Source organism: Paenibacillus dendritiformis, from assembly GCF_021654795.1.
Lineage (GTDB): Bacteria > Bacillota > Bacilli > Paenibacillales > Paenibacillaceae > Paenibacillus_B.
Genome location: NZ_AP025344.1, coordinates 3,285,491 through 3,306,883, shown reverse-complemented (window position 1 = coordinate 3,306,883; position 21,393 = coordinate 3,285,491). Strand labels below are relative to the sequence as shown.

The window sequence follows — 21,393 nt, the reverse complement described above, 5'->3', positions numbered from 1 at the left end:
TGCCAAATGTGGTATAGTGGGTGTATGCGTTTGCGGCAGCTTAGGGAGGCATCGATATCGCTTTGGCAAAGGAGTTCTCGTGATGAGCCTGCGGATCGTGGAAATTTATCCGGATCGGAAAGAAACCTTTTTGAACTTGTACAATCTCTATCTATACGAGCTATCCGCCTATACCGGCGAAGATATTCAGGCAGACGGGACATTCGAATGGAATGATACGCACCTGTATTTTGAACGGAATGAACTGCATCCTTATTTCATCACATACGATGATAGACTTGCCGGTTTTATTTTGGTGTGTTCGCCGCCCTTTGTGCCGAAGGGCATCGATTACACGATTCAAGAATTATTTGTGTTGAAAAAATATCGGGGAAAAAATCTGGCATCCGAAGCGGTAATTGAGGTGTTGAACCGGTTCCCGGGAAGCTACAGCGTGGAGCAGCTAAAAAATAATATAGCCGCCGTTCGATTCTGGAAGAAATTCTATAAGGAACAGAAGATTGACTTCCTGGAAAGGGAGGACAGCATCGAATTGGAAGGCTTGCCCGGAACCTATGAATTGTTGTCCCAGACCTTCGTTATTTCAAAATGATAAGAACCTTGGGTAACTCAAGCTCGAATTCGAGGGGGGAATAACAATGATTACCCGCTTCCATCATGCTCAGATCACGATACCGCGAGGCCAGGAAGAGCAGGCCAAAGCCTTCTATTGCGGCGTGCTGCAGTTGAAGGAAATCGCCAAGCCCGACTCTTTAGCCGGAAGAGGAGGATTCTGGATTCAAGTCGGCACGCAGGAGCTGCATATCGGGGTCGAAGTTGGCGTCGATCGTTCGCTGACCAAAGCCCACCTGGCGTACCAGGTCCAGGACATCGAGGCGATGAGAGAGCGATTAAGAAGCAATGGGATTACAATTCTGGAATCGGTTCCGATTCCGGGGTATGAACGGTTCGAATTCCGTGATCCATTCGGCAACCGAGTGGAGTTGATTCAACCTGACTAAATCAGAAAGTGGAGAGAGATAGAAATGAATGCGTATGAAATGAAAATAAAAGAGTATATGACTCTGCATCATATCCAAGCCGAGCATCTCGTCCTGGAGCAATCCTGTCACTCCGTTCCGGAGGCGGCCATTGCCGTTGGGGGCTCGGCCGATCAATTCGTCAAGAACATTTGCATGATCGACGAACAGGACCGGTTCATCGTCGCGATTGTCAAAGGCGAAGACAGAGCAAGCACGACGAGAGTCGGGAAAGCGTTGGACATCGCCAAGCCGCGGCTCGCGAATGAGAGAGAAGTGCTGGAGAGGACAGGGTTCCCGGCCGGCGGGGTGCCGTCGTTCGGATTCGATGCGTTGTTCCTGATCGATCCGAAGGTTGCCGAGCAGGACGCAGTATACACGGGCGGCGGATCTCCTCATTCCCTAATCAAACTAGCTGTAACCGAATTGCTGCGCGCAAGCGGAGGGGGAGTGGCGAGAGTACGGAAATAGACATGGTAAAGCGGCTCTTCGACTTCCCTCCGGCAAGTCCATCCCAGGAGTGTGGAGAGAATCGTTCGAGCCGCTTCATTTCTATAAAGAAAGAGATCGTAAGTGTTAATTCATTAGTTCTGGACCATGCAGCCGCTACGGGAATCCGTTTCTGCCCATTTTTCGGTTACCGTTTTCCCGTTGTCATTAGCTGCGGAAGAAGATGTATTGGAGTTCAGAGGAGGAAGGGTTCGTGAACAAGAAGACTCTCCAGATCCTGTCAAGCGTGATGCTCGGTCTCACGGGGTGGTGCGCTTTTTACACATATGCCGAGTTCAATGGATATCCGTGGAAGCATGCGCAAGTAAAGAAGGAAGCGCCCGCCTATATGAAGACCAAGTACAATATGGACGTCGAGGTTGCCGGGAGCTCTTACGGCTTTAAATTCCGTGAATATACCGCGAAGGTGTTCAACATTCACGATCCCGAAAAGCGGTTGATTGATGTGAAAATGTATACGCAGTATGATGAAGCGATCCGAGGCAAGGTAGAGACATGGGAAGATAACTATAGTATGGTCTACTGGGAGCAACGAATCGATGAAGAGCTTCGCAAGCGGTATCCGAGGCTCTATGGGCAGGAAGACATCGAGTCCATCGGGGTTACGGCTACCTACTCCATGATGCCGATAGACAGCGGCACTAACCCTGCCGCAGATGGCCATGGCGCCGCCATCCCTCTGCAGCCGAAGCATGAATATACGCTGGACATGCGTCTGAGGACAGATTCGATCTCCGGAGCGCTGTGGCAGGAATTATATGCCGTCGTGCCGGATCTTGCGGCAGCGCCTTGGGAGGTGGAGATTTATATCCGGGGCAGAGAAAGGGACCAGCTGACAGGAGACGCTGGAATCGAAGGGGCGGCAAAGACGATAGTGCTGTCTCTGCCTCGCGATAAGCTTGAGCATATCGCGAGCATTGAGGATATGAAGAAGGAAGTCAGGGAGTATTAACCAGCGTAAGGAGGGGGGGCATGGATGGATAGAGAAGTTTTTGCATTTCAGGAAGTTCCCCGCTTGCTGACGGAACGGTTGCTCTTACGGGCAATGGAGGAACGGGATTGCCGAGATCTCTTCGATCTCTACTCGCTGGAGGAAGTAGTTCGGTATACGCCGCTGGAACCGTTTCGATCGATGCAGGATGTCATTCGGGAATGGAATTGGCATCAAGAAATATTTGCGGAACAGAGCGGACTGCGCTGGGTTATTGAAGATAAATCTTCCGCCAAAGTAATCGGAACATGCGGTTTTCTTCAATATGAAAAGACGCATCGCCGAATCGAGCTCGGCTATGACCTGGCGCCTCCATATTGGGGGCGTGGAGTCATGACGGAGGCAGCGCGGCGCGTCCTGTCGTTCGGTTTTCGAGATATGGGCGTGAATCGTATCGAAGCGAAAATCGATCCGGAAAACATCGCTTCCGAGCGGTTGCTTCTCCGGCTCGGTTTTCAAAAGGAAGGCGTGATGAGACAACATGAGTTCGAAAAGGGAAGATATGTCGATATCGCTGTTTTCTCGCTGCTGAGAAGCGAATATGGAGCGCAGCGCCAAGCGCTTGCAGCCGATGCTTGGCACGATGGTGACAAAGACAGTGAACGGTTGAGAGATTGACCGTCCAAGCGAACATTGACCGCTTCTGCATTGAATTGCAGGACTTGGGTGGCTTCGCATGCCTCTCGAGACGGCGCTTCCGGCCTTACGATCCGATTGCCATCAAGGCCCAATTGGAAAAAGTGGCCGTGGTGCTCGTCGAGAGATCCTTATCCTGGTAGTGGTATCTGGCTCATGAATGGGAAATTGGCTTACGGAGAGGGAGGCTGCGGAAATGGCGCAGCCCCCCTTCATTTTTTTCATTGAAAGGTTAGTTCCTCGGAACTAGCTTTTTATTCATCTCACGGAGAAAATGATGATTCATGAGGCGCAATACGGGTTAATAACCTTTTGTTTGCAGCGAAGAGCAGCTTACAAATTGAAGTCCCTTCCAGGGGAAGGGCTTTTCGCATATTTCCGAAATGCCGTCAATGGAGCGACATCTGTTATAATCTTGTGGGGGAGCAGCGTTTTTTAGTTCATGATCGTCTCGCTTTTCGTAAAATCCGATGCGTTATACCCGGCGAATGCGGAGAAAGGATAGATCCATCCTGGGTTATCCATCCAAGGAGAACTTCCGCTTTCGAATTCCATATCGCATGATTATAGGAGATGGCAGGGAGGTGAATTGGGGCGGTTATTTCACGGAATCGTTGATGACTAGTGAACAGCAATCTGCGTTCTCTATTAAATGATAGCGGGAGGCTCAGTAATGTCCTCGGAAGCACTGATGCAAGAAAATCAACGCTCGATGTTCGAAATGTTCTATGAGCGCGTCTATACTACAGCGTATATGATTATTAAAGATCGCCATTTGGCTCAAGATATCGCACAAGAAACGTTTATGAAAGCCTTTGCGCAAATCCATACACTGCATGATGAGAGCAAGCTCGGCCCATGGCTACAATCTATCGCGGCAAGAACCTCGTTCGATTATTTGCGCAAGCGCAGCCGGTGGAATGACATCGCGTCTGAAGACACGGTTCTCGATATCGAGCTGGCCAAAGATTTCGACAGTCAGCTGTCGGTGGAACAAAAGGTAGAGCTGAAGATCATTGTCGACGAGATCTATACTTATCTGAAAAAGTTGAAGCCGGAATACCAAAAGGTGATCATTCTCAAATATATCCATCATATGAAAAATGCCGAGATTGCCGCCGTAACCAATGCGAACGAGAGTACGGTCAAAACGCGCTTGAAGCGGGCCAAAGCGATTTTGCGGCAAAGCATGGGCAACCTGCCGTGAAGACGAGACCGAGCGGTAAAAAGACCACATGAAAAATGGACAGCTCAAGCCTGGTTATAATGTACAAATTGGCACCGAAAATCAGTTTGTGGTCGGATACCGTTTGCATCGGCGGCCTACGGACACCCGTTGCATGAAACCTCATTTAGAGAAAGTGAAGAACGCGCCGGGCAAGCTGCCGGGAACGATTATAGCAGACGCGGGTTATGGAAGCGAAGAGAACTACGCCTATTTGGAGGAAGAAAACGTAGAGGCTATCGTGAAATACAGCACGTATCATCAAGAAAATCAAAGAAATGGAAACAAGATGTCAGCAAAATCGATAATTGGGAATACAATGAACAAACGGATACATGGACGTGTCCGGGCGGACAAGTTCTTGGCTTCCGGTATGAGAGCAAGCAAAAAAAAGAGAGTGGTTATGAAATCAAACTTAGGCATTACCGAAGTCAGGATTGCTCGAATTGCCCCCTCAAAGCAGCCTGCACCAAGGCCAAAGGGAATCGAGAAATCCGAGTAAGCATGAAGTATCTCCGCTCTAAGCAACAAGCGAGGGAGAAGCTGCGGAGCGAAGAAGGATATGCCCTGTCGGTTCGACGAATGGTCGAACCGGAAAGTGTATTTGGACAAATGAAAAACAACAGAGGATTCAGACGCTTTCTGCTTCGAGGCCTGTCAAAAGTAAGCCTCGAGGTCGGGTGGCTATCCCTTGCCCCTAATTTGCTCAAGTGGGCAGTGATGAAGCAAAAAGGTCGAGTAGGGGAAGCAGTGTAACCCCTAACTCGACCTTTTTTTCGAATTTTACGGCCATCCTACAGGGAGTAAAAACTACTTATGAGACAGCCCCTTTATACGAAGGATTTAACGGCCGCAATTACCGCTGCAATTACCGCTGCAATTGCGGCTGCTATAATGGTTGTGGTGTTGAATCTGCCCCGTTCAATTTTTTCTCAAACTCATCCTTTGTAACCAAAGTCTCCAATTTAGAGCTAATTCCCTGGAGCCCTCCATTCCAAGACCTAATTGATCAACCGCCTGTTTAACCTCTTGTACAGAGTATTCAAGACGGTGCATAAAATCCTGTTCATACGGATAGTGCGGTCAAGCTCGTCATAACAATGCGGCCAATCAGGGCTGGGGTTGAGGTTCAAGTTCTTCACATGATTGAGACACATTATAACTATCCTTATTTCAAGAAATGCCTACATCCATACTATAATTAGTTTGCTGAGGGAGCATCGGGAAGTCCGAAAGGTGAAAGCTCTTTTATACCACGAGAAGAGAGGACAGGGACAGGGAATGAACAAGATTATTCGGTATTCAATGATTCTAGCTTTGTTGCTGGGAGTTCATGCACAACCTGCGGCGGCGCATTGGCATCCTGGATATTCTCATGACGCCACAATAGGATATCAAAATCCAAACTGGATGAGCTTGATTCGGGATGATGCCAGATTAAGTGATTTATCCATCCCAGGCACGCATGACAGCATGGCTTACCAAACTCATCAGCCCGCAACCGACCATGTGTATACACAGTCGATGACGCTCAATACACAATTAAATTCCGGAATTCGCTTTTTGGACATTCGCTGCCGGTATGTTGACGGTTCGTTCGCGGTTCATCATGGCCCCTACTATTTAGATGCCATGTTCGGGGACGTATTGAATGAGGTTGCTGAGTTTTTGAAGCGCAATCCGAGCGAAACGGTTCTGATGCGCATCAAACAAGAACATAGTTCTGTTCCCGATCGCGTCTTCAATGATACCCTTCAGAGATATATCAATAGCTATCCCGGTTTTTTTTGGGACAGTAAAAACGGATCGGCAACAAACCCGACACTAGGAGAAATGAGAGGAAAAATCGTCATCCTCCGCAACGTTGCGGGTTCGAGTATCGGTATCGATTATGCTCATCAATTCGATATCCAAGATAATTATAACGTCTCGACGAATTGGGATTTATACCAAAAATGGATGGATGTCAAAAAACAATTGCAGAAGGCCAATGAAAGCCGTCTAAGTGGCTCTCAAACCAAATTCATCAATTATTTAAGCGGCGGCAATATCGCGTATCCCTATTTTGTCGCAAGCGGGCACAGCAGCCCGGGAACATCGGCTCCCCGGCTGGCTACGGGATTAACTACTCCCGGCTGGTCGGATTCCTATCCGGATTTCCCAAGAACGGATTGCTTCATCGGGATCTGCACCATTGCATTTGAAGGAACGAATGTGCTGACAACCGATTATATAGCAACTCACAATGTGGAGTATACCGGCATTATTGCCGCGGATTTTCCGGGAAAAGGATTGATTGAAAATATTATACGCGCGAATAAAAGGCTGTATAAATAAGCCTGTTGCCTCCCATGCGCGAACATCACTTGTACAGGTCTCCCGGCATCGGGGGGCTTTTTGGCGTTCATAGGTTGTTCATAGTTTTTTGCTACACTAATACGGCAATGAGATTTGCGGCAAAATCGGAACGCGGCGGAAGCGCGCCGCACGCATGTGAAGGGAGACAGGAGAGGGGAACTATGCGATCCAAATGGAAGCTGCTGCTGACAGCCGTCGTTGTCATCACGCTATGTATGGCGGGATATTATTGGTTGTACAAGCAGCCGAAGACCGAACAAACCGCCTCTCTGCCGTCAATGGCGAGAGTGGCGAAGGGAGATCTGGAGGTGACCGTAAGCGGCTCGGGTACGGTTTCGCCCCGCTATACCGCGGAGGTGAGGTCGGGAGAGACGGGCAAGATTGATAAAATATTGTACGATGTCGGCGACCGGGTCGAGAAAGGAGCGGTGCTGGCCACATTCGAAAAAGAAGATCTGACGAATGAGATCGAGAAGCAGGAGATTCAGCTTCAGAAGAAGGAGCTGGAGTTCGAAAATCTGAAAACGAAGTATAAAGAAGCGGATGAGGAAGCCAGACCGTCCATCGCGGTCGAAATTGAGAATATGAAGCTGGATCTTGCCCTGGCGCAAAAGGAATTGGAACAAAAACGGGCCGATCAGGCCAAAGACAAGGCCATCAAGGCTCCGATCAGCGGCACATTGACGGCGCTGAACCTCAGTGAAGGCTCGCAATTGAACCAAAGCGGATCGATAGGCACGATCGTGGATTATACGCAGCTTCAGGCCGTGATCCAAGTCGATGAAATGGATATCCCGAGCATCAAGCTGAAGCAAAAGGCCACATTGACGTTCGACGCGCTGGCGGACAAGACGATCGAAGGAACAATAAGCGCTATTGCGGACGAAGGAACGGCTTCAGGCGGGGTATCCGTATTCGATGTCACGATTCACTTGTCGTCTAGCCAAGGCGTCAAAAGCGGGATGTCGGTCCAGGCCCAGATCGACGTGAACAGCAAATCGGATGTGCTGCTGGTGCCAATTGAAGCGGTTACCCAACGCAACGGAAAGTCTTATGTTACGGTCTGGGCGGATCAAGGCGGCGCTGAAGGCAAGAGCGCGCCGCAGCAGGCCCTGCCGGAACGGCAGGACGGCCCGGGAGCGGGGCAGAATCAAGCCGGCGGAACGGAGAGCGCCACCAGAGGGGCACGTCCTGACGGAGAAGCCGCCGCTTGGGCAGGCCGGGGACAGACTGGTGTTCCGAGTGCAGGCGCCGGCAAGTTAACCGAGGTGGAGACAGGGATCAATAATGAGTCCTATTTTGAAATCGTGAGCGGCCTGAAGGAAGGGGATATGGTCGTCTTGCCTACGGTCCGCGCATCCGCGAACAGCAGCCAGCAATCCTCGTTCGGGGGAATGGGCGGCTTCGGCGGCAACGGCGGAAGAAACGGAAGCTCCCCGGGGAACGCCGGATTCCCTGGAGGCAACATCCGCATGCCTGGAGGAGGCGGATGATGAGCAGGCAGGCTGTAATACATATCGAGAACATGTCCAAGGCTTATCGGATGGGCGGGGAAGAGATGTTGTCTCTGAACGAGGTGAATCTGACCGTCTATGCAGGCGAGATGCTGGCCATTATCGGCCCGTCCGGATCCGGCAAATCGACGCTCATGAATATGATGGGCTGCCTCGATACGCCGACGAGCGGCTCCTACTGGCTGGACGGACAGGAGGTAAGCAAGCTATCCGGCAATCAACTGGCGGAGATTCGCAACCGGAAGATTGGTTTTATTTTTCAGAGTTTTTACTTGCTGCCTGCGCTTACCGCGCAGGAAAATGTGGAGCTTCCGCTCATCTATCGCGGCATGCCGGCCAAAAAAAGGCATGAGCCGGCGGTGCAGGCGCTAGCCCAGGTCGGGCTGGAGAGCAAGCTGAATTATTTACCGCGCCAGTTGTCCGGCGGCCAGCAGCAGCGGGTCGCGATCGCGAGAGCGCTGGTCGGTGAACCGCCGGTTATCCTCGCGGACGAGCCGACCGGGGCATTGGATACGAAGACGGGACTTGAAGTGCTCGCCATCATGAAGGACCTGAACCGCAAAGGCCACACCATCGTCTTGATTACCCACGATCCGGATGTGGCCGAGGAAGCGGGGAGCGTCGTGCGCATACAGGACGGGCGAATTCAGGTTGTAAGGAGGTTCGCTCCGTGACATGGATGCAAGCATGGAAAATGGCCTGGCGCAGCATACTGGCCAATAAGATGCGCACGCTGCTGACAATGCTTGGCATCGTCATCGGCGTGGCCGCCGTCATTATCATGGTCTCGGTGGGAGAAGGCTCAGCCAAGCAAGTGCAATCCCAGGTGGCAAGTCTTGGCTCCAATCTGATCTCGGTCACGATAACGGGAAGGGGCGCGGTATCGTCGCTCACGCTGGAGGAGGCGATCGCTTTCGAGGATATTGACGGCGTCGAGGCGGTCTCTCCGTTCATCAACGGCAGCGTCCAGGCGAAGGCGGGAACGAAGAACGCGAATCTGCAAGTGGAGGGCATTACCCCGGAATATGAAGCGGTCCGCGACTATCACGTGCAGAGCGGGCGCTTCATCCTCCCGATCGATGTCGAGCTCTATCAACGGGTGGCCATCATCGGCCTGGATGCGGCGGAGACCCTGTTCCCGCAAAGGAATCCGGTCGGCCAGCAAGTGTCGCTGAACGGAATCTCCTTCCGGATCGTTGGGGTGATGGCATCAAAGGGAAGCTCGCTGGGCGGGGCGAATGACAATAAGATCTGGGTTCCGTTAACGAGAGGCGAGCGGCTGCTGCAGTCGAAAGGAATTCGAACGGTCTATGTCAAATTCGCGGGCACGGAACAGGCCGGTTCGATTATGGCGGAGCTGGAATCCCGGTTATCCAAAAAATTCCGCGGGTCCGACAACAGCTACAACGTCTATAACCAGGCGGATATGATCGAAGCGCTCGGAAGCGTAACCCAGACGATGACGCTCCTGCTGGCGGGAATCGCCTCGATCTCCCTGCTCGTCGGCGGCATCGGCATCATGAATATTATGCTCGTGTCGGTGACGGAGCGGACGCGCGAGATCGGCATCCGCAAGTCTCTCGGCGCGAAGAAGCGCGATATCATGCAGCAATTCCTGCTGGAAGCGGTCACGATCAGCAGCATCAGCGGCTTGCTGGGCATCGCGGCCGGACTGGGCGGCGCGTATGCGGGAAGCCGGGCGATGAGCATTCCGTTCGCGGCCGCGCCCGTCATGATGTGGCTGTCGTTCGCGTTCTCGGCGGCGATCGGGATCGTGTTCGGCCTGTTCCCGGCGAACAAAGCCGCGAATTTGAAACCGGTGGATGCTCTACGTTACGATTAATAGGAAGAACGGCCGTTCAGGCCCGGGCAGATTCGGAGGAGGAATGGCAGTGCACAAGTCACCGCATATTTTAATCGTCGAGGATGATGCGTATATTTCGGAATTGATTGCCCTATATTTGGACAAGCACGGTTATACGCATTCGATTGCGGAGGATGGAGCGGCGGCCCTGGCGCTGCTGGATGCGGCGAACCCTGATCTGGTGCTGCTCGATATTATGCTTCCGGAGCTGGACGGCTGGCAGGTGTGCGAAGAAATCCGCGCCGAAGGGGATATTCCGATCATTATGGTTACCGGGAACGGCGAGAGCTACGACAAGCTCAAGGGATTTTCCTGCGGAGCGGACGACTATATTGTGAAGCCTTTCGATCCGAAGGAGCTTATCGCGCGTGTGCAAGCGGTATTGAGACGGGCCCACCCGGCCCTGTTCAAGACTTCGCTTCAGTATCCGGAGCTGTGCATCGCCCCGCAGGATCAGAAGGTGTCCGTCCGCGATCAGGAAGTGGCGCTGGCCCCCAAGGAACTGGAGCTCCTTCAAGTGTTGGCCGGACATCCGAACAAGGTATTCACGCGCGAACAACTGCTGCGGCAGATCTGGGGCGCCGATTATGAAGGCGATGTCCGCACGGTGGACGTGCATATCAAGCGGCTCCGGGAGAAGCTGGGCGAATCCGCCTATTGGAGCATCATGACGGTCTGGGGCATCGGCTACAAATTCGAGGCAGGCTCATGAGGCGGGGCGGATGGCGGCATGCGAACGGCTTGTTCGTCAAGATCTTCGTGCTGCTTCTTATTTTGCTCGTGGTATCCTACGGTTTGTTCGGCTTCATTACCGGGTTGTTCTTCAAAGGCGATCTGATGAAAAGACAGCGCCTGGATGACCGCATGCAGTTGGACCGAATCGGACATTTCCTGACCGAAGCGAAGCAGAACGGCTGGAACGACGAGATGGTGATGGCGGGATTGGAGCTGACCGTGCCGCGATATGTTCGCTCCTTATACATCATTCACCAGACGACCGGGAACGTCCGCTACAAGCTGGAAGACGAGAAAGGTCCCTATCGTCTGCATGAAGCCCGCATACAAGAGGTTCTTGGCGGTATAGAAGACGGGCGTTATTTCGCCGAGGAGACATTTGACCGGGGCAAGACGGTGCTCGTCGGGCAGACGCTGCGCGTTCCCGGAGAAGGGGACTTCGTTCTGCTCACGGCCTCCAACCTGTTCCAGCGGGATGTCCGCATATGGAACGAGCCGCTCTGGATCGGGATTGGCATTATGCTCTCGTGCGGAGCATTATTCGCATTCATGCTCTCCAACCATCTGTCGCGAAGGGTGAAGAAGCTCGAAGCCGCCTCGCGCGCCATCGCCAAGGGGCAGTTCCAGATCGAGATTCCGATTCATTCCCGGGACGAGCTCGGGCGGTTGGCGCGCTCCCTTGAACAGATGGCGCGAGACCTCGGGAGCCTGGATCGGATGCGCAAAGAATTCGTCGCCAATGTATCCCATGATATGCGATCTCCGTTAACATCCATGAACGGGTATTTGGAAGCGGTGCTGGACGGCACAATACCGCCCGATCGGGTGGCGAAATATATCCGAATCGTGCAGGAGCAAAACAAGCGGCTCATCCGCCTCGTTAATGATCTGCTGGATATTGCCAAAATTGAGGCGGGACAGTTCCAGATCATCCCGGTTGCCTTCAATATGACCGAGAAGGTTCGCCAGGTGCTGGCCCGAATGGATCCGCAGCTGAGCCGGCATGAAGTGGTATTTGACCAAGCGGATGCCGATCATGATTTGTGGGTCCGTGCCGACCCCGATCGGATCGAGCAGGTCGTGGTGAATCTGCTGCAAAATGCAATTGAGTACTCCCGGCCGGGTACCCGGATAACGGTCAAGATTTCCAAGGCGGACGTCAGGCATGCGGTTGTCGGAATCTCCGATCAGGGCATCGGCATGGTGTCGGAAGATATCGCACGCATCTGGGAGCGATTTTACAAGACAGATAAGGCCAGGACGAGGAAGAACGGCGCCGGCATCGGCCTGTCCATCGTCAAAGCGATCCTAGATCAGCACCGGGCGCCAATCGAGGTGTACAGTATTCCGCAGCAAGGAACGACCTTCCTGTTCACGCTTCCGCTGGCAGGGCCTCCCCCCGAGCAGACGAAGGAGCGGCAGCGCTCCGAATGAACGAGGGGCGGTCCCATAAGCGGTATCCATACTGCCGTGACTGCCCCGGCCTGTGAACAAACCGTACCGTTTTTGCATGAGAAGTCCAATTGTTCACTATTTCGCTGACTCGATATGACGGTTGGTTCGTTTTGTTTGTTCCGCATGTCTGACGCTTTTTGCTTCTTCCCATGCTTTATACCGCCCGACCTGCCAAAAAAGCTGCGGAAATGCAGTTTTCCCTAATGACGCGCACTCCGTTACAGGCATTCCTGCAAAACTGCAGGAATTTCAGCCATGTCAATGGTTTGACACTAATATTCGGAGAGATTCATGCGCTTTTGCAGGATTTTCATAAATAGCGGCACAAATACCGAAAAATCCTGCGTTCACCAGGCTGTTGAGAAAGAAGTTTTGAGTAGGAAAATGGATATTTCCACCATCCTGAAAACTGCGCCATTTCCCTTGACACGCCCATCCGGCAGGCGAAAACCGCAAACTCCACGATTTTTCCAGGCACGCCGATTCGGTAAGCGAAATCCTGCAGAAATACAGCAATTCGATATGGACGGCTATTCCAGAAAGGGAATCCTGCAAAATGACAGGAATTTCCCCCGTTTCGCTTCGGTTTGAAGCAAAAGGGCCTAAAATGATGTAAATTTGCAGCAATTCCTCGGGATGGGGACTCATTAAGCCGAAATTCCTGTAAAATAGCAGCAATTTCCTTCGCACGTCCAAGCCCCAGGAGGCAACGATGCTTCCAGCAGGCCGGATAATGCTTCCAGCAGGCCGATAGTGCTTCCAGCAGGCTGATAATGCTTCCAGCAGGCCGATAGTGCTTCCGGCAGGCCGATAATGCTTCCAGCAGGCCGATAGTGCTTCCAGCAGGCTGATAATGCTTCCTGAAGGCGATGATGCCCCCAGCATCCGACGCGGTCGGTTGGATCCCGTAAAATCAGGCCATTGAGTAGTCTATGGGACTTTTCACCTGTGATGTGGATCTCTTCTCCCGGTAGAAAAAAATCGATTTAAAACGCTCTAAGAGCCAAAGTTTGGATGAGGAAAATGGACCATCTCCACCCCTTCACAAAAAACAGGGGTTTTCCAACAGCCTGGTTCACGCAGGATTTTTACCGTTTCCCACGAACCGGACTCATCCTATGTCCTCCCGCAAGGAAAGAGTCAACCAGAAATTGCGCATGCCTCCATCCCCCGTTGCCGGCTTTGCGGGAAGGACTTGACTCTCCTCTTAGGGGAGCCTGTAGCCTGAACTCAGAAAGGAGCGAGGACACATGCTATACACGGTGAAGGAAGTATCGTCATTGACCAATGTCACCATCAAGGCGCTTCATCATTATCACAAGATCGGCCTCCTTGAGCCGCGGAAAATCAGCGAAGCCGGGTACCGCTTGTATGGAACGGCGGAGCTGGAACGGCTGCAGCACATTCTTTTCTACAAGGAATTGGATTTCCCCCTGGAAACGATTAAAGTCCTGCTCGAGACGGATGCCGATCGATGGACGATATTGAATCGGCAGGAGGAGCTCTTGCTTGCCCGCAAGCGCCGGCTGGACCAGATCATTCAGACGCTCCAAGCCTCTAAGGACAGCTTGGCCGGAGGAGAACCGCAGAGTCCGGGGGAGATGTTCACGGGATTTGCCAGCGAGGAAGAATGGGAGCAAGCGCTGAGCGAGCAGCGGGAGCATGTGCAGGCGGCCTATGGCTTCGATATATTGGAGGGCCGGTCCATCGATGTGCCGAGGATGAATGAACAGGCGCAGGAAGCGGCGGCATTTATGGAAGAGATGGCCGCTGCGCTGCGCAGCGGAGCGAAGCATGATGGCGAGGATGTGCAGCGCGTAATCCGGACGCATCTCGACTATTTGAACGGGCATGGGCATCCGGTGTCCGCGGCCGAGTTTGCCGAGCAGACCCGATTTTTCCTGCAGGACGAATTCCATCTCCGCATGCTCGAAGGGCAGCAGACCGGACTGGCTTATTATCTTGCCGCCGCCGCAGCCTCCTGCGCCGGGGAGTAACGACGGCAGTGCGAACGGCGGGGCGCTTGCCTCCCCGCCTTATTTCGCTCTTCCGCCGCCGTTAGGAGTTGGCCTTTTTTGTCAGGAAGGGTTAGGAAGGGAGATAGAGAATAGTATAAAATGGCTTCCGGCCAACTGAATTGACTGGGGGGTTCTGCTGTGCACACAAATTCTATTCCGCGCGTCATCGCCATTGCCGCGGTCTCCGGTGGAGGCAAAACGACGGTTACCCGAAGATTGGCGGAAACATTGCCTCATGCCGCCGCGCTTTATTTTGATGATTATACGTTCGAGGAATGCCCGGAGGATATCTGCGAATGGGTGGAGAACGGAGCAGATTATGACGAGTGGAATCTGGCGCCGCTTGCCCGGGATCTTCAGTCCCTGCTTCAGAGCCAACCGCCGCCTTCCGTGGTTCTCCTCGATTACCCGTTCGCTTATTTGAATCGTGTCATGCGCGGGTATATTGATTTGGCCATTTTCATTGACACGCCGCTGGATATTGCCTTGGCGCGACGCATCTTAAGGGATTTCTCCGCTGGGTCCATCGACGAAGTGCGGGAAGATGTCGCGGGCTACCTCGAGGCGGGGAGAATGGCTTACGCCGAGATGCTGACCGCGGTGAAGCCGAACTCAGACCTTATCATTGACGGCTCGCTGCCGGCGGTTGACATCGTGGAGCGAATCTTGAACGAGATAGAGGCGAGATTCAAGATTCGGGCGTTGCATGACAAGGAGCGGTAGAGCCGATAATGAGATCAATGACAGGCAGGGATGAGTCAGCAAGGCCGACGAAGTGGAATTGCAGGCAAGCTGCCGACGGAAAAAGGAGGAAGCGTCATGCAAGCGCAAGAAACCAAAGAGGTAGAAAATTTGTATCATCAATTGATAGAAGCATGGAATAGCCGCCATGCTGGCGGGATGGCGGAGCTGTTCACAGCGGACGGCGAGTTGATCGGGTTCGACGGCAGTCTGGCGAGCGGGCCGAATGACATACTCGGGCATCTTCAGTCTATCTTCGAACAGCATCCGACAGCTCCTTTTACGACCAAGGTGAAACATGTCCGCTTGCTTGATTCGAATACCGCGTTATTGCGGGCGGTCGCCGGCATGGTGCCGCCCGGACAATCGGAGCTGAACCCGGACGTGAATACCCATCACACGCTGATCGCGGTTCGCGCGGGAGGACAATGGCGGATTGAGTTATTCCAGAATACGCCGGCTCAGTTCCATGGGCGGCCGGAGCTTGTCCGGCAAATGACGGAAGAATTGGCGGGAGTGCTCATCGAAAATAAAACAAAGCATAACGGAGGCTGAGTCGCGCGGGCCCTAGCGTGAACTCTTTGCTTCGTTACTGCTCCTGCTTCAGCAGTTCGGCAATTCGCCGTCTGCCATCCCCCTCGTACCGTCCGCCATGAACGCAATTGACCTGTTGAATGCCATAATCCAGCAATGAGGCGAGAGAGTGCCGCGCCCGCGCCATCTCGTAGCCGATGCAATATTGCGGATCAGGCCCATACAGTTGACGGCAGGAACAACGATTATCAGGTTCTATCCTAAAAACGATAACGAAGTTGCGGATACAGAGTACTGTAAAAAACATTGTGAATAAGAACGCTCAAGAAGGAACAAGGAAATGAAGAAGAGCCGTTGGGCAACCCGCGGCTCTTTATATTATGACAGGGACCATCTTCTACGATTGCCCATGCGCTTCCCTCGCACACGTCTCCTGACTCGGGAACGGGCAGTTCCTAGCAGCTTTTTGTAAGTCCGTCTCTTTTTCATCTGCTTTCTTTTTACTCTATTTTGCCGTGCCCATATGGAACGGCAGCGCTTTTGCAGGGGATGAATGACCGCATCAGGCATCGGAGAACGAGAGGGCTCTGACGTTGGCGCCGATGGAGTATCCGCTGCCGCATGGAGTTGAGAGGCGGAGTCGGCCGTTGTGCGCAAGCGGGAAGCATCCTTTTCATTATTTAGGATGGATCGGATGGCAGGGAACTGGCCGTAATGAATGACTTGAAGTAATCCGCGGGCTTGAAGATCCGCAATGCATGCGATAACCTGTGGATCAGTGAATACGGTCAATTCTTCTTCCCTGGCCGTCGTCCAAGCGGACAGCCGGCGGACATCATCGTCTACATAGCCTGGGTGACATAAAAGCTCCGTTATTCCTTCTGGGATGTTGCGCAGCAGGCTCAAGAGGTGGGGAACGCCTGTCTGCCTATCATACGTATACATCAGTAGTTCATCTGCTATCCACGGAAGTTCAGGGTCTGGACGGCTGGAGGGCAGGCGCACAGGAAGCTGTTCGCGCAGAACGAGCTTTTTGACGATATTATACACGTCTGGGCTCTCCAAATGAATATGCTGGTGGGAATCGACATGAGTAGGGCGGATTCCATGTTCCAGCATGCGACGATACTGGTTCTCAAGCTCAAGCGCGATATCATGAGGATTCCATTCCGCGAGGTTCCCGTGAAAGGAACCTTCATCCCGAACGAGGGAGGGAACAAGGAGAGGGTTTGTCGCGGGTATTCCATATGTTAAGTTGAAATGCAATCCCACTCCTAAGGACGGAGCGGCTCTCGCCAATGAAACGGCGTCCAGGAAGCCGGGGGTATTGACCATTAAAGAAGCGCTGCTTACTGTTCCGAGTCGATGCGCTTCCATCACACCGCGATTAATGCTGCACGACAGGCCGAAATCATCCGCGTTAATCATTACATACCGAGGCAATTCAATCCCGCCTTCCCGTATCTGCTAAGATTAGTAAATGCTAACTCGGGAGCAAGGGTTAGGGTGTTTATCCCAGCCTTTTGGCGGGGATTATGTACCGTGGAATGGCGGTGTTTTCAGAGAGAAGATGATACGGCGAGAGGTAAAACGGGAAGGGGATTTATGCTCCATCCGTGAACTTGAACAGAAATGAGGTGAGCGCATGAATTCGATTCGGATCCACGGCAACGCCCCTTATTCGGTGGCATTGGCGCATGGCGGACCTGGGGCAGCGGGAGAGATGGCTCCCGTAGCCGCGGCGTTGTCACGGCATGCCGGAATATTGGAGCTGCATCAGACCAAGTACAGCATCGATGAACTGGTCGCGGAAATGAAGGATCAGCTTGTGGCATCAGGCCATCCGCCCGTGACCGTCATCGGGCATTCCTGGGGCGCGTGGCTCGGCTTCCTCTTCGCCGCCCGCCATCCCGGGCTGGTGCGCAAGCTTATTCTCGTAGGCAGCGGGCCGTTCGAGGAAGCTTATGCCCAGGAGATCATGAGCACAAGAATGACACGCTTGTCTGCCGAGGAACGGGCCGAATGGAATAGCATAATGTCGAAGCTCGGCGCAGGGGAAGCCCTGCCGGATCTGACGCGGCTGGATGAGCTCATGAGCAAGGCCGATACATACGAGCCGCTGGAAGATGCGCCGAAGGCGGAGCCGATTGCCGTCAATGCGGAGCAGCATGGGCGCATCTGGGCCGAAGCGAGCGCGCTGCGGAGGTCCGGGCAACTGCTGGAGCACGGAAAGCGCATCGCCTGCCCGGTCGTCGCCATCCATGGCGAGCATGACCCGCATCCGTATCAGGGCGTATTCGCGCCGCTGACAGAGGTGCTCAACGGCGTAACCTGCATCCTGCTGCCGCGTTGCGGACATACTCCGTGGAAGGAACGGCACGCTTCGCACGCATTCTATGACATTCTCGGCGGCGAAATAAACGCTTGAGGCCAGCCACGGAAAGGCCAGAACAGGATCGGAGGATACCGGGGAATGACGCCGAATCAGGGGAAAATCCAATACTTATCGCAATTTAATCTTTTGCATTCGCTGTCCGAGGAAGACTTGCTTGAGATGGAACGGCTAACCTCGATTACGACCCTTCGAACAAACACGTTTATCCAGACGCCGGATTCGAGCCCGCAAGGCCTGTATTTCATAAAAAGGGGAACGATCCGGCTGTTCAAGCTGACGGCCGAGGGCAGGCAGTTCACGCTCGATATTTTACGCGAAGGCAATGTGTTCGGGGAAGTGGATCTCATCTCGTTCGGAACGAGATATCTGTATATCGAGACGTTGGAGGAAAGCGACCTCTGCTTGATGGATAAAAATCGGTTCGAATCGTTCATTATCCATCGGCCCCGATTCATGCTGAGTCTTATCAAGGTGATGAGCGAGCGTATCATCGGGATGAGTGATCTGGCGCAGCATCTGGCTCTGGGCAATTTGCAGGACAAAATTATTTACGCCTTGCTGAAGCTGGCGGATCAATTCGGTCTGATCGAGGATCATGAATATTACCGGATCGGCTATTCGATCTCGCATCAGGAGATCGCGCATCTTGTCGGCGCCAGCCGGGAAGCCGTAACGGCATCGCTGCAGGAGCTCGCGGCAGCGGGGATCATCAAGACGGGATTCAAGACGATCTTCATTCATCGTGAGAAGCTTCGGGAGCGACAACGGGGGTAAGCGGAAGTTGTAAGCTGGATTACATCTTTTAGGACGGAGAACACGTATCGTAAAAGCCGGGATAGCGATTGATACGATATGGAGGATGAACCCGATGAAGCAAGAACAGAATGGACCTGTAGACGGGGAGATTATCCAGCGGACCGGGGCCCGCCGGGCGGAGGACATTCCGCCCGAGGTGCTCGGGCTGCTGCACTGCGGCGAGTTGGAGACCGTCAATTTGACGGAATGGCTTGCGGTCGATCATGAGAAGCTGCTCGGGCGGATCATTCGTGATCTTGGACTGGAGCTTGAGTTGGAGACGATCACGTCTCCTCTGGCCCGCCTGGGCGACAGGAAAATAATGCGCGTGATCCCGGCCGTTGCGGCTGGCTGGCTCGATCTGATGGAGCGTGTCTCTGCCGAGGACAGAGAGGGAATCTTCGCCGAACTGGCCGGACACCGCTCCGACAGCGTCCGCTGCTGGGCCGCTTATGTGATCGGCTTGGATGAGGGGCTTCGCCTGGAAGACAAGCTGACGGGCATCCGCCCGTTCGCCGCGGATTCCCATTTCGGCGTGCGGGAGATCGCATGGATGGCTGTGCGGGAATCCATTGCTGGTGAATTGCCGGCAGCCATTGGCCTGCTGGGCGATTGGGCGCGGGACGGGGATGCGAACATCCGCCGGTTCGCCATGGAAGCGACGCGTCCCCGCGGGGTGTGGGCGAAGCATATTGCCGCCTTGAAGGAGGACCCCGCCATGGCGCTGCCGCTGCTCGAAGCCGTGAAGTCCGACCCGGTCAAGTATGTTCAGGATTCGGCCGGGAACTGGCTGAATGACGCTGCCAAGACGAATCCGGAATGGGTGCTTCGACTGTGCGCGGACTGGCTCGCGGCTTCAGATACGAAGGCGACACGGCGGATTGCAGGGAAGGCGACCAGAAGTATCAGGAAGGGATGAAGCTGTGTGCTTTTGCCCTCTTCCGGCCCTACCGCGCGTGCGCCTCGCTCAAGCCCGTAGAGACCCGCGCATGGAAGCGAGCCGCGGCCGAGCGCGTGCGGGACTGGCTACGGGGCCGGGCTCGGCTGCTGCTCCTCAGCAGACCCGCCTTGCGGCGAATGGCGCCGGATCGCGAACAGCAGATCCATGGCGAAATATACGATTGCAGCAGGGAACAGCCACTGCCAGTACGGCTCCACCCCCCGATAGACGGAAACCAGGATGGGGTGGATCCACCGCAGGCACAGGTAGGAGAGGAAAACCCAGCATACGGAATAGGACAGGCAAATATGACCGTGAAGCTGCAGCGGCAGGTTCGAGTAGTCCCACCACTGGCGCCGGAAAAAGGCCTGCAGCAGCCAGCCGCTCACATATTCCACTGCGGTGGGCACGAGGAAGCAGAGCAAGAGAACCATAGCCCAGCGCGTGTCCGGCCCGCAGAAATAGACGAGAAGCAGCGGAGCAAAGCCGTACATCGGCTTGAACGGCCCCCAGAGAAACCCATCCTTAAAAAAGACGCGCGTCGTCGCTAGACTATACATATTTTCCAACAACCAGCCCAACAACGAGTAGACAGTAAAAAAGAACCCAACGGCCGCCGCTTCATTCAGGAACGAGGTCTGCGGAACCAGGTCCCCAGCAGGATGAAACATATCGAGAAACCACCTCTCATCATCGTTTGCTCTTCTATGCAGTAGATTTCTCTCCATATGCTGGAATTATTCATGGATCGGCATATTCCCGACTTTTTATTAAAAAGCAGCGGCAGGGCGGAGACAGGCGGATGGGAAATGTTGTATACTAGGGGCATTATACAAGGAAGGGAAGACGTTCATGGGCTATAAAAATGCGCTGGACCGATACATTGAAGCAACCAACAGTCATGATTTCGCGAACGTCAGGACATGGGTCGACAGCAACGCGGTATACTGGTTCTCGGATAAAACATGCGCGACGCCGGAAGAGATACAGCGTTATTTCGAGAACGCATGGGAGATGGTGAAGGAGGAAAAATATTCGGTTACGGGTGTGGTCTGGATCGCGGAAGACGAGAACTCGGCCGCTTGCATTTATACGTATCATTGGGAAGGATACATCGATGGCAAGCTTGCTTCCGGTCAGGGACGCGGGACGAACGTCTTGGTGAAGCGCAGCGACGGGTGGAAAATCGTCCACGAGCATTTAAGCGGGCGAACAGCATGAACGCATGGCGATTCTTGAAGCTGATGCTCATCGGGACGGTCTTGCTTGCAGCTGGATGCGTGGCCAACGGGGAGCAGCCTGATCAGGCCCCTTTTCTATTCTCCTATGAATTTAATTCCATCGAACCGGAGCATGAGGAACTGATCAAGGATTGGCTGGCCGAAGCCAGGGCGGAACCTGACACGAGGATTCATTCCTATGAGATGGAGGAGTATTCGTACAGCTTTGTGCGCGGATACAAGGACGTGAACATTTCCTTCATCTACGAGAATGGGGAAGGAAGACTGAGGCAGCGGTTCATCAAAGGATCGGATGAGGATGAAGTGTTCGTCAAAATCAAATTCAATCCTTCGCTCTGCTGCAACGGTTCTATCTATGAGACGGATGATGCGGAGCCGCAGGCAGCTGGAAAATAAGGGCAAGGATTCTATAGCTATCGAAG

At 53.6% G+C, this 21,393-nt stretch carries 24 protein-coding genes and 1 pseudogene; 22 read left to right on the top strand and 3 right to left on the bottom strand.

All coding sequences use genetic code 11. From position 1 onward, the window contains the following. Positions 1-82 precede the first annotated feature (82 nt). The 14 genes and pseudogenes from L6439_RS14560 (at position 83) to L6439_RS14495 (ending at position 12,286) form a co-directional block, all read left to right on the top strand. Positions 83-592: a GNAT family N-acetyltransferase gene (locus L6439_RS14560; RefSeq protein WP_168181381.1), complete on the top strand. Its 510-nt coding sequence runs from the start codon at positions 83-85 to the stop codon at positions 590-592. Between the two features lie 46 nt (positions 593-638). Further along, complete coding sequence (locus L6439_RS14555; protein ID WP_168181382.1) at positions 639-1,001, top strand: VOC family protein; 363 nt, start codon at positions 639-641, stop codon at positions 999-1,001. Between the two features lie 24 nt (positions 1,002-1,025). Beyond that, positions 1,026-1,490 (top strand): aminoacyl-tRNA deacylase, encoded by a 465-nt coding sequence (locus L6439_RS14550; protein ID WP_168181383.1) that lies wholly within the window; start codon positions 1,026-1,028, stop codon positions 1,488-1,490. Between the two features lie 232 nt (positions 1,491-1,722). Next, on the top strand, positions 1,723-2,481 hold the full coding sequence (locus L6439_RS14545) for a YfjL-like protein (RefSeq protein WP_213468391.1): 759 nt from the start codon (positions 1,723-1,725) through the stop codon (positions 2,479-2,481). 24 nt (positions 2,482-2,505) lie between these two features. Beyond that, positions 2,506-3,138, top strand: a complete 633-nt coding sequence (locus L6439_RS14540) for a GNAT family N-acetyltransferase (protein WP_213468392.1) — start codon at positions 2,506-2,508, stop codon at positions 3,136-3,138. A gap of 691 nt (positions 3,139-3,829) precedes the next feature. Further along, positions 3,830-4,363, top strand: a complete 534-nt coding sequence (locus L6439_RS14535) for an RNA polymerase sigma factor (protein WP_168181386.1) — start codon at positions 3,830-3,832, stop codon at positions 4,361-4,363. A 28-nt stretch (positions 4,364-4,391) separates the two neighbouring features. Then, a pseudogene (locus L6439_RS14530) lies at positions 4,392-4,670 on the top strand (transposase); the annotation flags it as partial. Next, complete coding sequence (locus L6439_RS14525) at positions 4,628-5,137, top strand: transposase (RefSeq protein ID WP_237096922.1); 510 nt, start codon at positions 4,628-4,630, stop codon at positions 5,135-5,137. The pseudogene L6439_RS14530 and the gene L6439_RS14525, both read left to right, overlap by 43 nt. A 525-nt stretch (positions 5,138-5,662) precedes the next feature. Continuing rightward, the gene (locus L6439_RS14520; RefSeq protein ID WP_213468393.1) at positions 5,663-6,718 is read left to right on the top strand and encodes a phosphatidylinositol-specific phospholipase C; all 1,056 of its coding nucleotides are present in this window, start codon (positions 5,663-5,665) and stop codon (positions 6,716-6,718) included. A gap of 182 nt (positions 6,719-6,900) precedes the next feature. Further along, the gene (locus L6439_RS14515) at positions 6,901-8,232 is read left to right on the top strand and encodes an efflux RND transporter periplasmic adaptor subunit (protein ID WP_213468394.1); all 1,332 of its coding nucleotides are present in this window, start codon (positions 6,901-6,903) and stop codon (positions 8,230-8,232) included. Further along, positions 8,232-8,927 carry an ABC transporter ATP-binding protein gene (locus L6439_RS14510; RefSeq protein WP_213468395.1) on the top strand — a complete coding sequence of 232 codons (696 nt, stop codon included), beginning with the start codon at positions 8,232-8,234 and terminating at the stop codon, positions 8,925-8,927. The genes L6439_RS14515 and L6439_RS14510 overlap by 1 nt, the downstream gene beginning before the upstream one ends. After that, positions 8,924-10,096, top strand: coding sequence for an ABC transporter permease (locus tag L6439_RS14505; RefSeq protein WP_213468396.1), 1,173 nt, complete (start codon positions 8,924-8,926; stop codon positions 10,094-10,096). Before L6439_RS14510 ends, L6439_RS14505 begins: the two co-directional genes overlap by 4 nt. A gap of 43 nt (positions 10,097-10,139) precedes the next feature. After that, a complete protein-coding gene (locus L6439_RS14500) occupies positions 10,140-10,829 on the top strand; it encodes a response regulator transcription factor (protein ID WP_168181391.1) in 690 nt (229 codons plus the stop codon). Continuing rightward, positions 10,826-12,286: a sensor histidine kinase gene (locus L6439_RS14495; protein WP_213468397.1), complete on the top strand. Its 1,461-nt coding sequence runs from the start codon at positions 10,826-10,828 to the stop codon at positions 12,284-12,286. The genes L6439_RS14500 and L6439_RS14495 overlap by 4 nt, the downstream gene beginning before the upstream one ends. A 279-nt stretch (positions 12,287-12,565) precedes the next feature. Here L6439_RS14495 and L6439_RS14490 read toward each other — a convergent pair whose 3' ends face one another. After that, positions 12,566-13,192: a hypothetical protein gene (locus L6439_RS14490; protein ID WP_213468398.1), complete on the bottom strand. Its 627-nt coding sequence runs from the start codon at positions 13,190-13,192 to the stop codon at positions 12,566-12,568. A 365-nt stretch (positions 13,193-13,557) separates the two neighbouring features. Here L6439_RS14490 and L6439_RS14485 point away from each other — a divergent pair, with 365 nt between their 5' ends. The 3 genes from L6439_RS14485 (at position 13,558) to L6439_RS14475 (ending at position 15,621) form a co-directional block, all read left to right on the top strand. Next, positions 13,558-14,304 (top strand): MerR family transcriptional regulator, encoded by a 747-nt coding sequence (locus tag L6439_RS14485; RefSeq protein WP_168182944.1) that lies wholly within the window; start codon positions 13,558-13,560, stop codon positions 14,302-14,304. 159 nt (positions 14,305-14,463) lie between these two features. Then, entirely contained in the window at positions 14,464-15,048 is a 585-nt protein-coding gene (locus tag L6439_RS14480; protein WP_168182943.1) for a nucleoside/nucleotide kinase family protein, read from the top strand. Positions 15,049-15,144: 96 nt separating this feature from the next. Continuing rightward, positions 15,145-15,621, top strand: a complete 477-nt coding sequence (locus L6439_RS14475; RefSeq protein ID WP_213468399.1) for an SgcJ/EcaC family oxidoreductase — start codon at positions 15,145-15,147, stop codon at positions 15,619-15,621. 357 nt (positions 15,622-15,978) lie between these two features. On the opposite strand, the gene L6439_RS14470 is transcribed toward L6439_RS14475, so the two are convergent. Then, complete coding sequence (locus tag L6439_RS14470) at positions 15,979-17,043, bottom strand: carbohydrate deacetylase (RefSeq protein ID WP_213468400.1); 1,065 nt, start codon at positions 17,041-17,043, stop codon at positions 15,979-15,981. 202 nt (positions 17,044-17,245) lie between these two features. Here L6439_RS14470 and L6439_RS14465 point away from each other — a divergent pair, with 202 nt between their 5' ends. From L6439_RS14465 to L6439_RS14455, 3 genes are all read left to right on the top strand, one after another. Then, a complete protein-coding gene (locus L6439_RS14465; RefSeq protein ID WP_168182940.1) occupies positions 17,246-18,028 on the top strand; it encodes an alpha/beta fold hydrolase in 783 nt (260 codons plus the stop codon). Between the two features lie 45 nt (positions 18,029-18,073). Next, positions 18,074-18,769, top strand: a complete 696-nt coding sequence (locus tag L6439_RS14460) for a Crp/Fnr family transcriptional regulator (protein ID WP_213468401.1) — start codon at positions 18,074-18,076, stop codon at positions 18,767-18,769. Between the two features lie 94 nt (positions 18,770-18,863). Further along, positions 18,864-19,709, top strand: a complete 846-nt coding sequence (locus L6439_RS14455; RefSeq protein ID WP_213468402.1) for a DNA alkylation repair protein — start codon at positions 18,864-18,866, stop codon at positions 19,707-19,709. A 107-nt stretch (positions 19,710-19,816) separates the two neighbouring features. Here the strand turns inward: L6439_RS14455 and L6439_RS14450 are convergent, their stop codons facing one another. Then, positions 19,817-20,401 (bottom strand): putative ABC transporter permease, encoded by a 585-nt coding sequence (locus L6439_RS14450; RefSeq protein ID WP_213468403.1) that lies wholly within the window; start codon positions 20,399-20,401, stop codon positions 19,817-19,819. A 181-nt stretch (positions 20,402-20,582) separates the two neighbouring features. On the opposite strand from L6439_RS14450, the gene L6439_RS14445 reads away from it, so the two are divergent. Both L6439_RS14445 and L6439_RS14440 read left to right on the top strand, forming a co-directional pair. Continuing rightward, the gene (locus tag L6439_RS14445; RefSeq protein ID WP_168182938.1) at positions 20,583-20,951 is read left to right on the top strand and encodes a YybH family protein; all 369 of its coding nucleotides are present in this window, start codon (positions 20,583-20,585) and stop codon (positions 20,949-20,951) included. Continuing rightward, positions 20,948-21,367 (top strand): hypothetical protein, encoded by a 420-nt coding sequence (locus L6439_RS14440; RefSeq protein ID WP_168182937.1) that lies wholly within the window; start codon positions 20,948-20,950, stop codon positions 21,365-21,367. The genes L6439_RS14445 and L6439_RS14440 overlap by 4 nt, the downstream gene beginning before the upstream one ends. Positions 21,368-21,393 lie beyond the last annotated feature (26 nt).

Excerpts from the sequence above, each read along its gene's own strand:
- L6439_RS14455 (WP_213468402.1), top strand. The coding sequence starts at position 18,864 with ATGAAGCAAGAACAGAATGGACCTGTAGACGGGGAGATTATCCAGCGG.
- L6439_RS14555 (WP_168181382.1), top strand. The coding sequence starts at position 639 with ATGATTACCCGCTTCCATCATGCTCAGATCACGATACCGCGAGGCCAG.
- L6439_RS14500 (WP_168181391.1), top strand. The coding sequence starts at position 10,140 with ATGGCAGTGCACAAGTCACCGCATATTTTAATCGTCGAGGATGATGCG.
- L6439_RS14515 (WP_213468394.1), top strand. The coding sequence starts at position 6,901 with ATGCGATCCAAATGGAAGCTGCTGCTGACAGCCGTCGTTGTCATCACG.
- L6439_RS14465 (WP_168182940.1), top strand. The coding sequence starts at position 17,246 with ATGAATTCGATTCGGATCCACGGCAACGCCCCTTATTCGGTGGCATTG.
- L6439_RS14440 (WP_168182937.1), top strand. The coding sequence starts at position 20,948 with ATGAACGCATGGCGATTCTTGAAGCTGATGCTCATCGGGACGGTCTTG.
- L6439_RS14460 (WP_213468401.1), top strand. The coding sequence starts at position 18,074 with ATGACGCCGAATCAGGGGAAAATCCAATACTTATCGCAATTTAATCTT.
- L6439_RS14550 (WP_168181383.1), top strand. The coding sequence starts at position 1,026 with ATGAATGCGTATGAAATGAAAATAAAAGAGTATATGACTCTGCATCAT.
- L6439_RS14450 (WP_213468403.1), bottom strand. The coding sequence starts at position 20,401 with ATGTTTCATCCTGCTGGGGACCTGGTTCCGCAGACCTCGTTCCTGAAT.
- L6439_RS14495 (WP_213468397.1), top strand. The coding sequence starts at position 10,826 with ATGAGGCGGGGCGGATGGCGGCATGCGAACGGCTTGTTCGTCAAGATC.
- L6439_RS14485 (WP_168182944.1), top strand. The coding sequence starts at position 13,558 with ATGCTATACACGGTGAAGGAAGTATCGTCATTGACCAATGTCACCATC.
- L6439_RS14535 (WP_168181386.1), top strand. The coding sequence starts at position 3,830 with ATGTCCTCGGAAGCACTGATGCAAGAAAATCAACGCTCGATGTTCGAA.
- L6439_RS14445 (WP_168182938.1), top strand. The coding sequence starts at position 20,583 with ATGGGCTATAAAAATGCGCTGGACCGATACATTGAAGCAACCAACAGT.
- L6439_RS14510 (WP_213468395.1), top strand. The coding sequence starts at position 8,232 with ATGAGCAGGCAGGCTGTAATACATATCGAGAACATGTCCAAGGCTTAT.
- L6439_RS14560 (WP_168181381.1), top strand. The coding sequence starts at position 83 with ATGAGCCTGCGGATCGTGGAAATTTATCCGGATCGGAAAGAAACCTTT.
- L6439_RS14490 (WP_213468398.1), bottom strand. The coding sequence starts at position 13,192 with ATGCTGGGGGCATCATCGCCTTCAGGAAGCATTATCAGCCTGCTGGAA.
- L6439_RS14540 (WP_213468392.1), top strand. The coding sequence starts at position 2,506 with ATGGATAGAGAAGTTTTTGCATTTCAGGAAGTTCCCCGCTTGCTGACG.
- L6439_RS14475 (WP_213468399.1), top strand. The coding sequence starts at position 15,145 with ATGCAAGCGCAAGAAACCAAAGAGGTAGAAAATTTGTATCATCAATTG.
- L6439_RS14520 (WP_213468393.1), top strand. The coding sequence starts at position 5,663 with ATGAACAAGATTATTCGGTATTCAATGATTCTAGCTTTGTTGCTGGGA.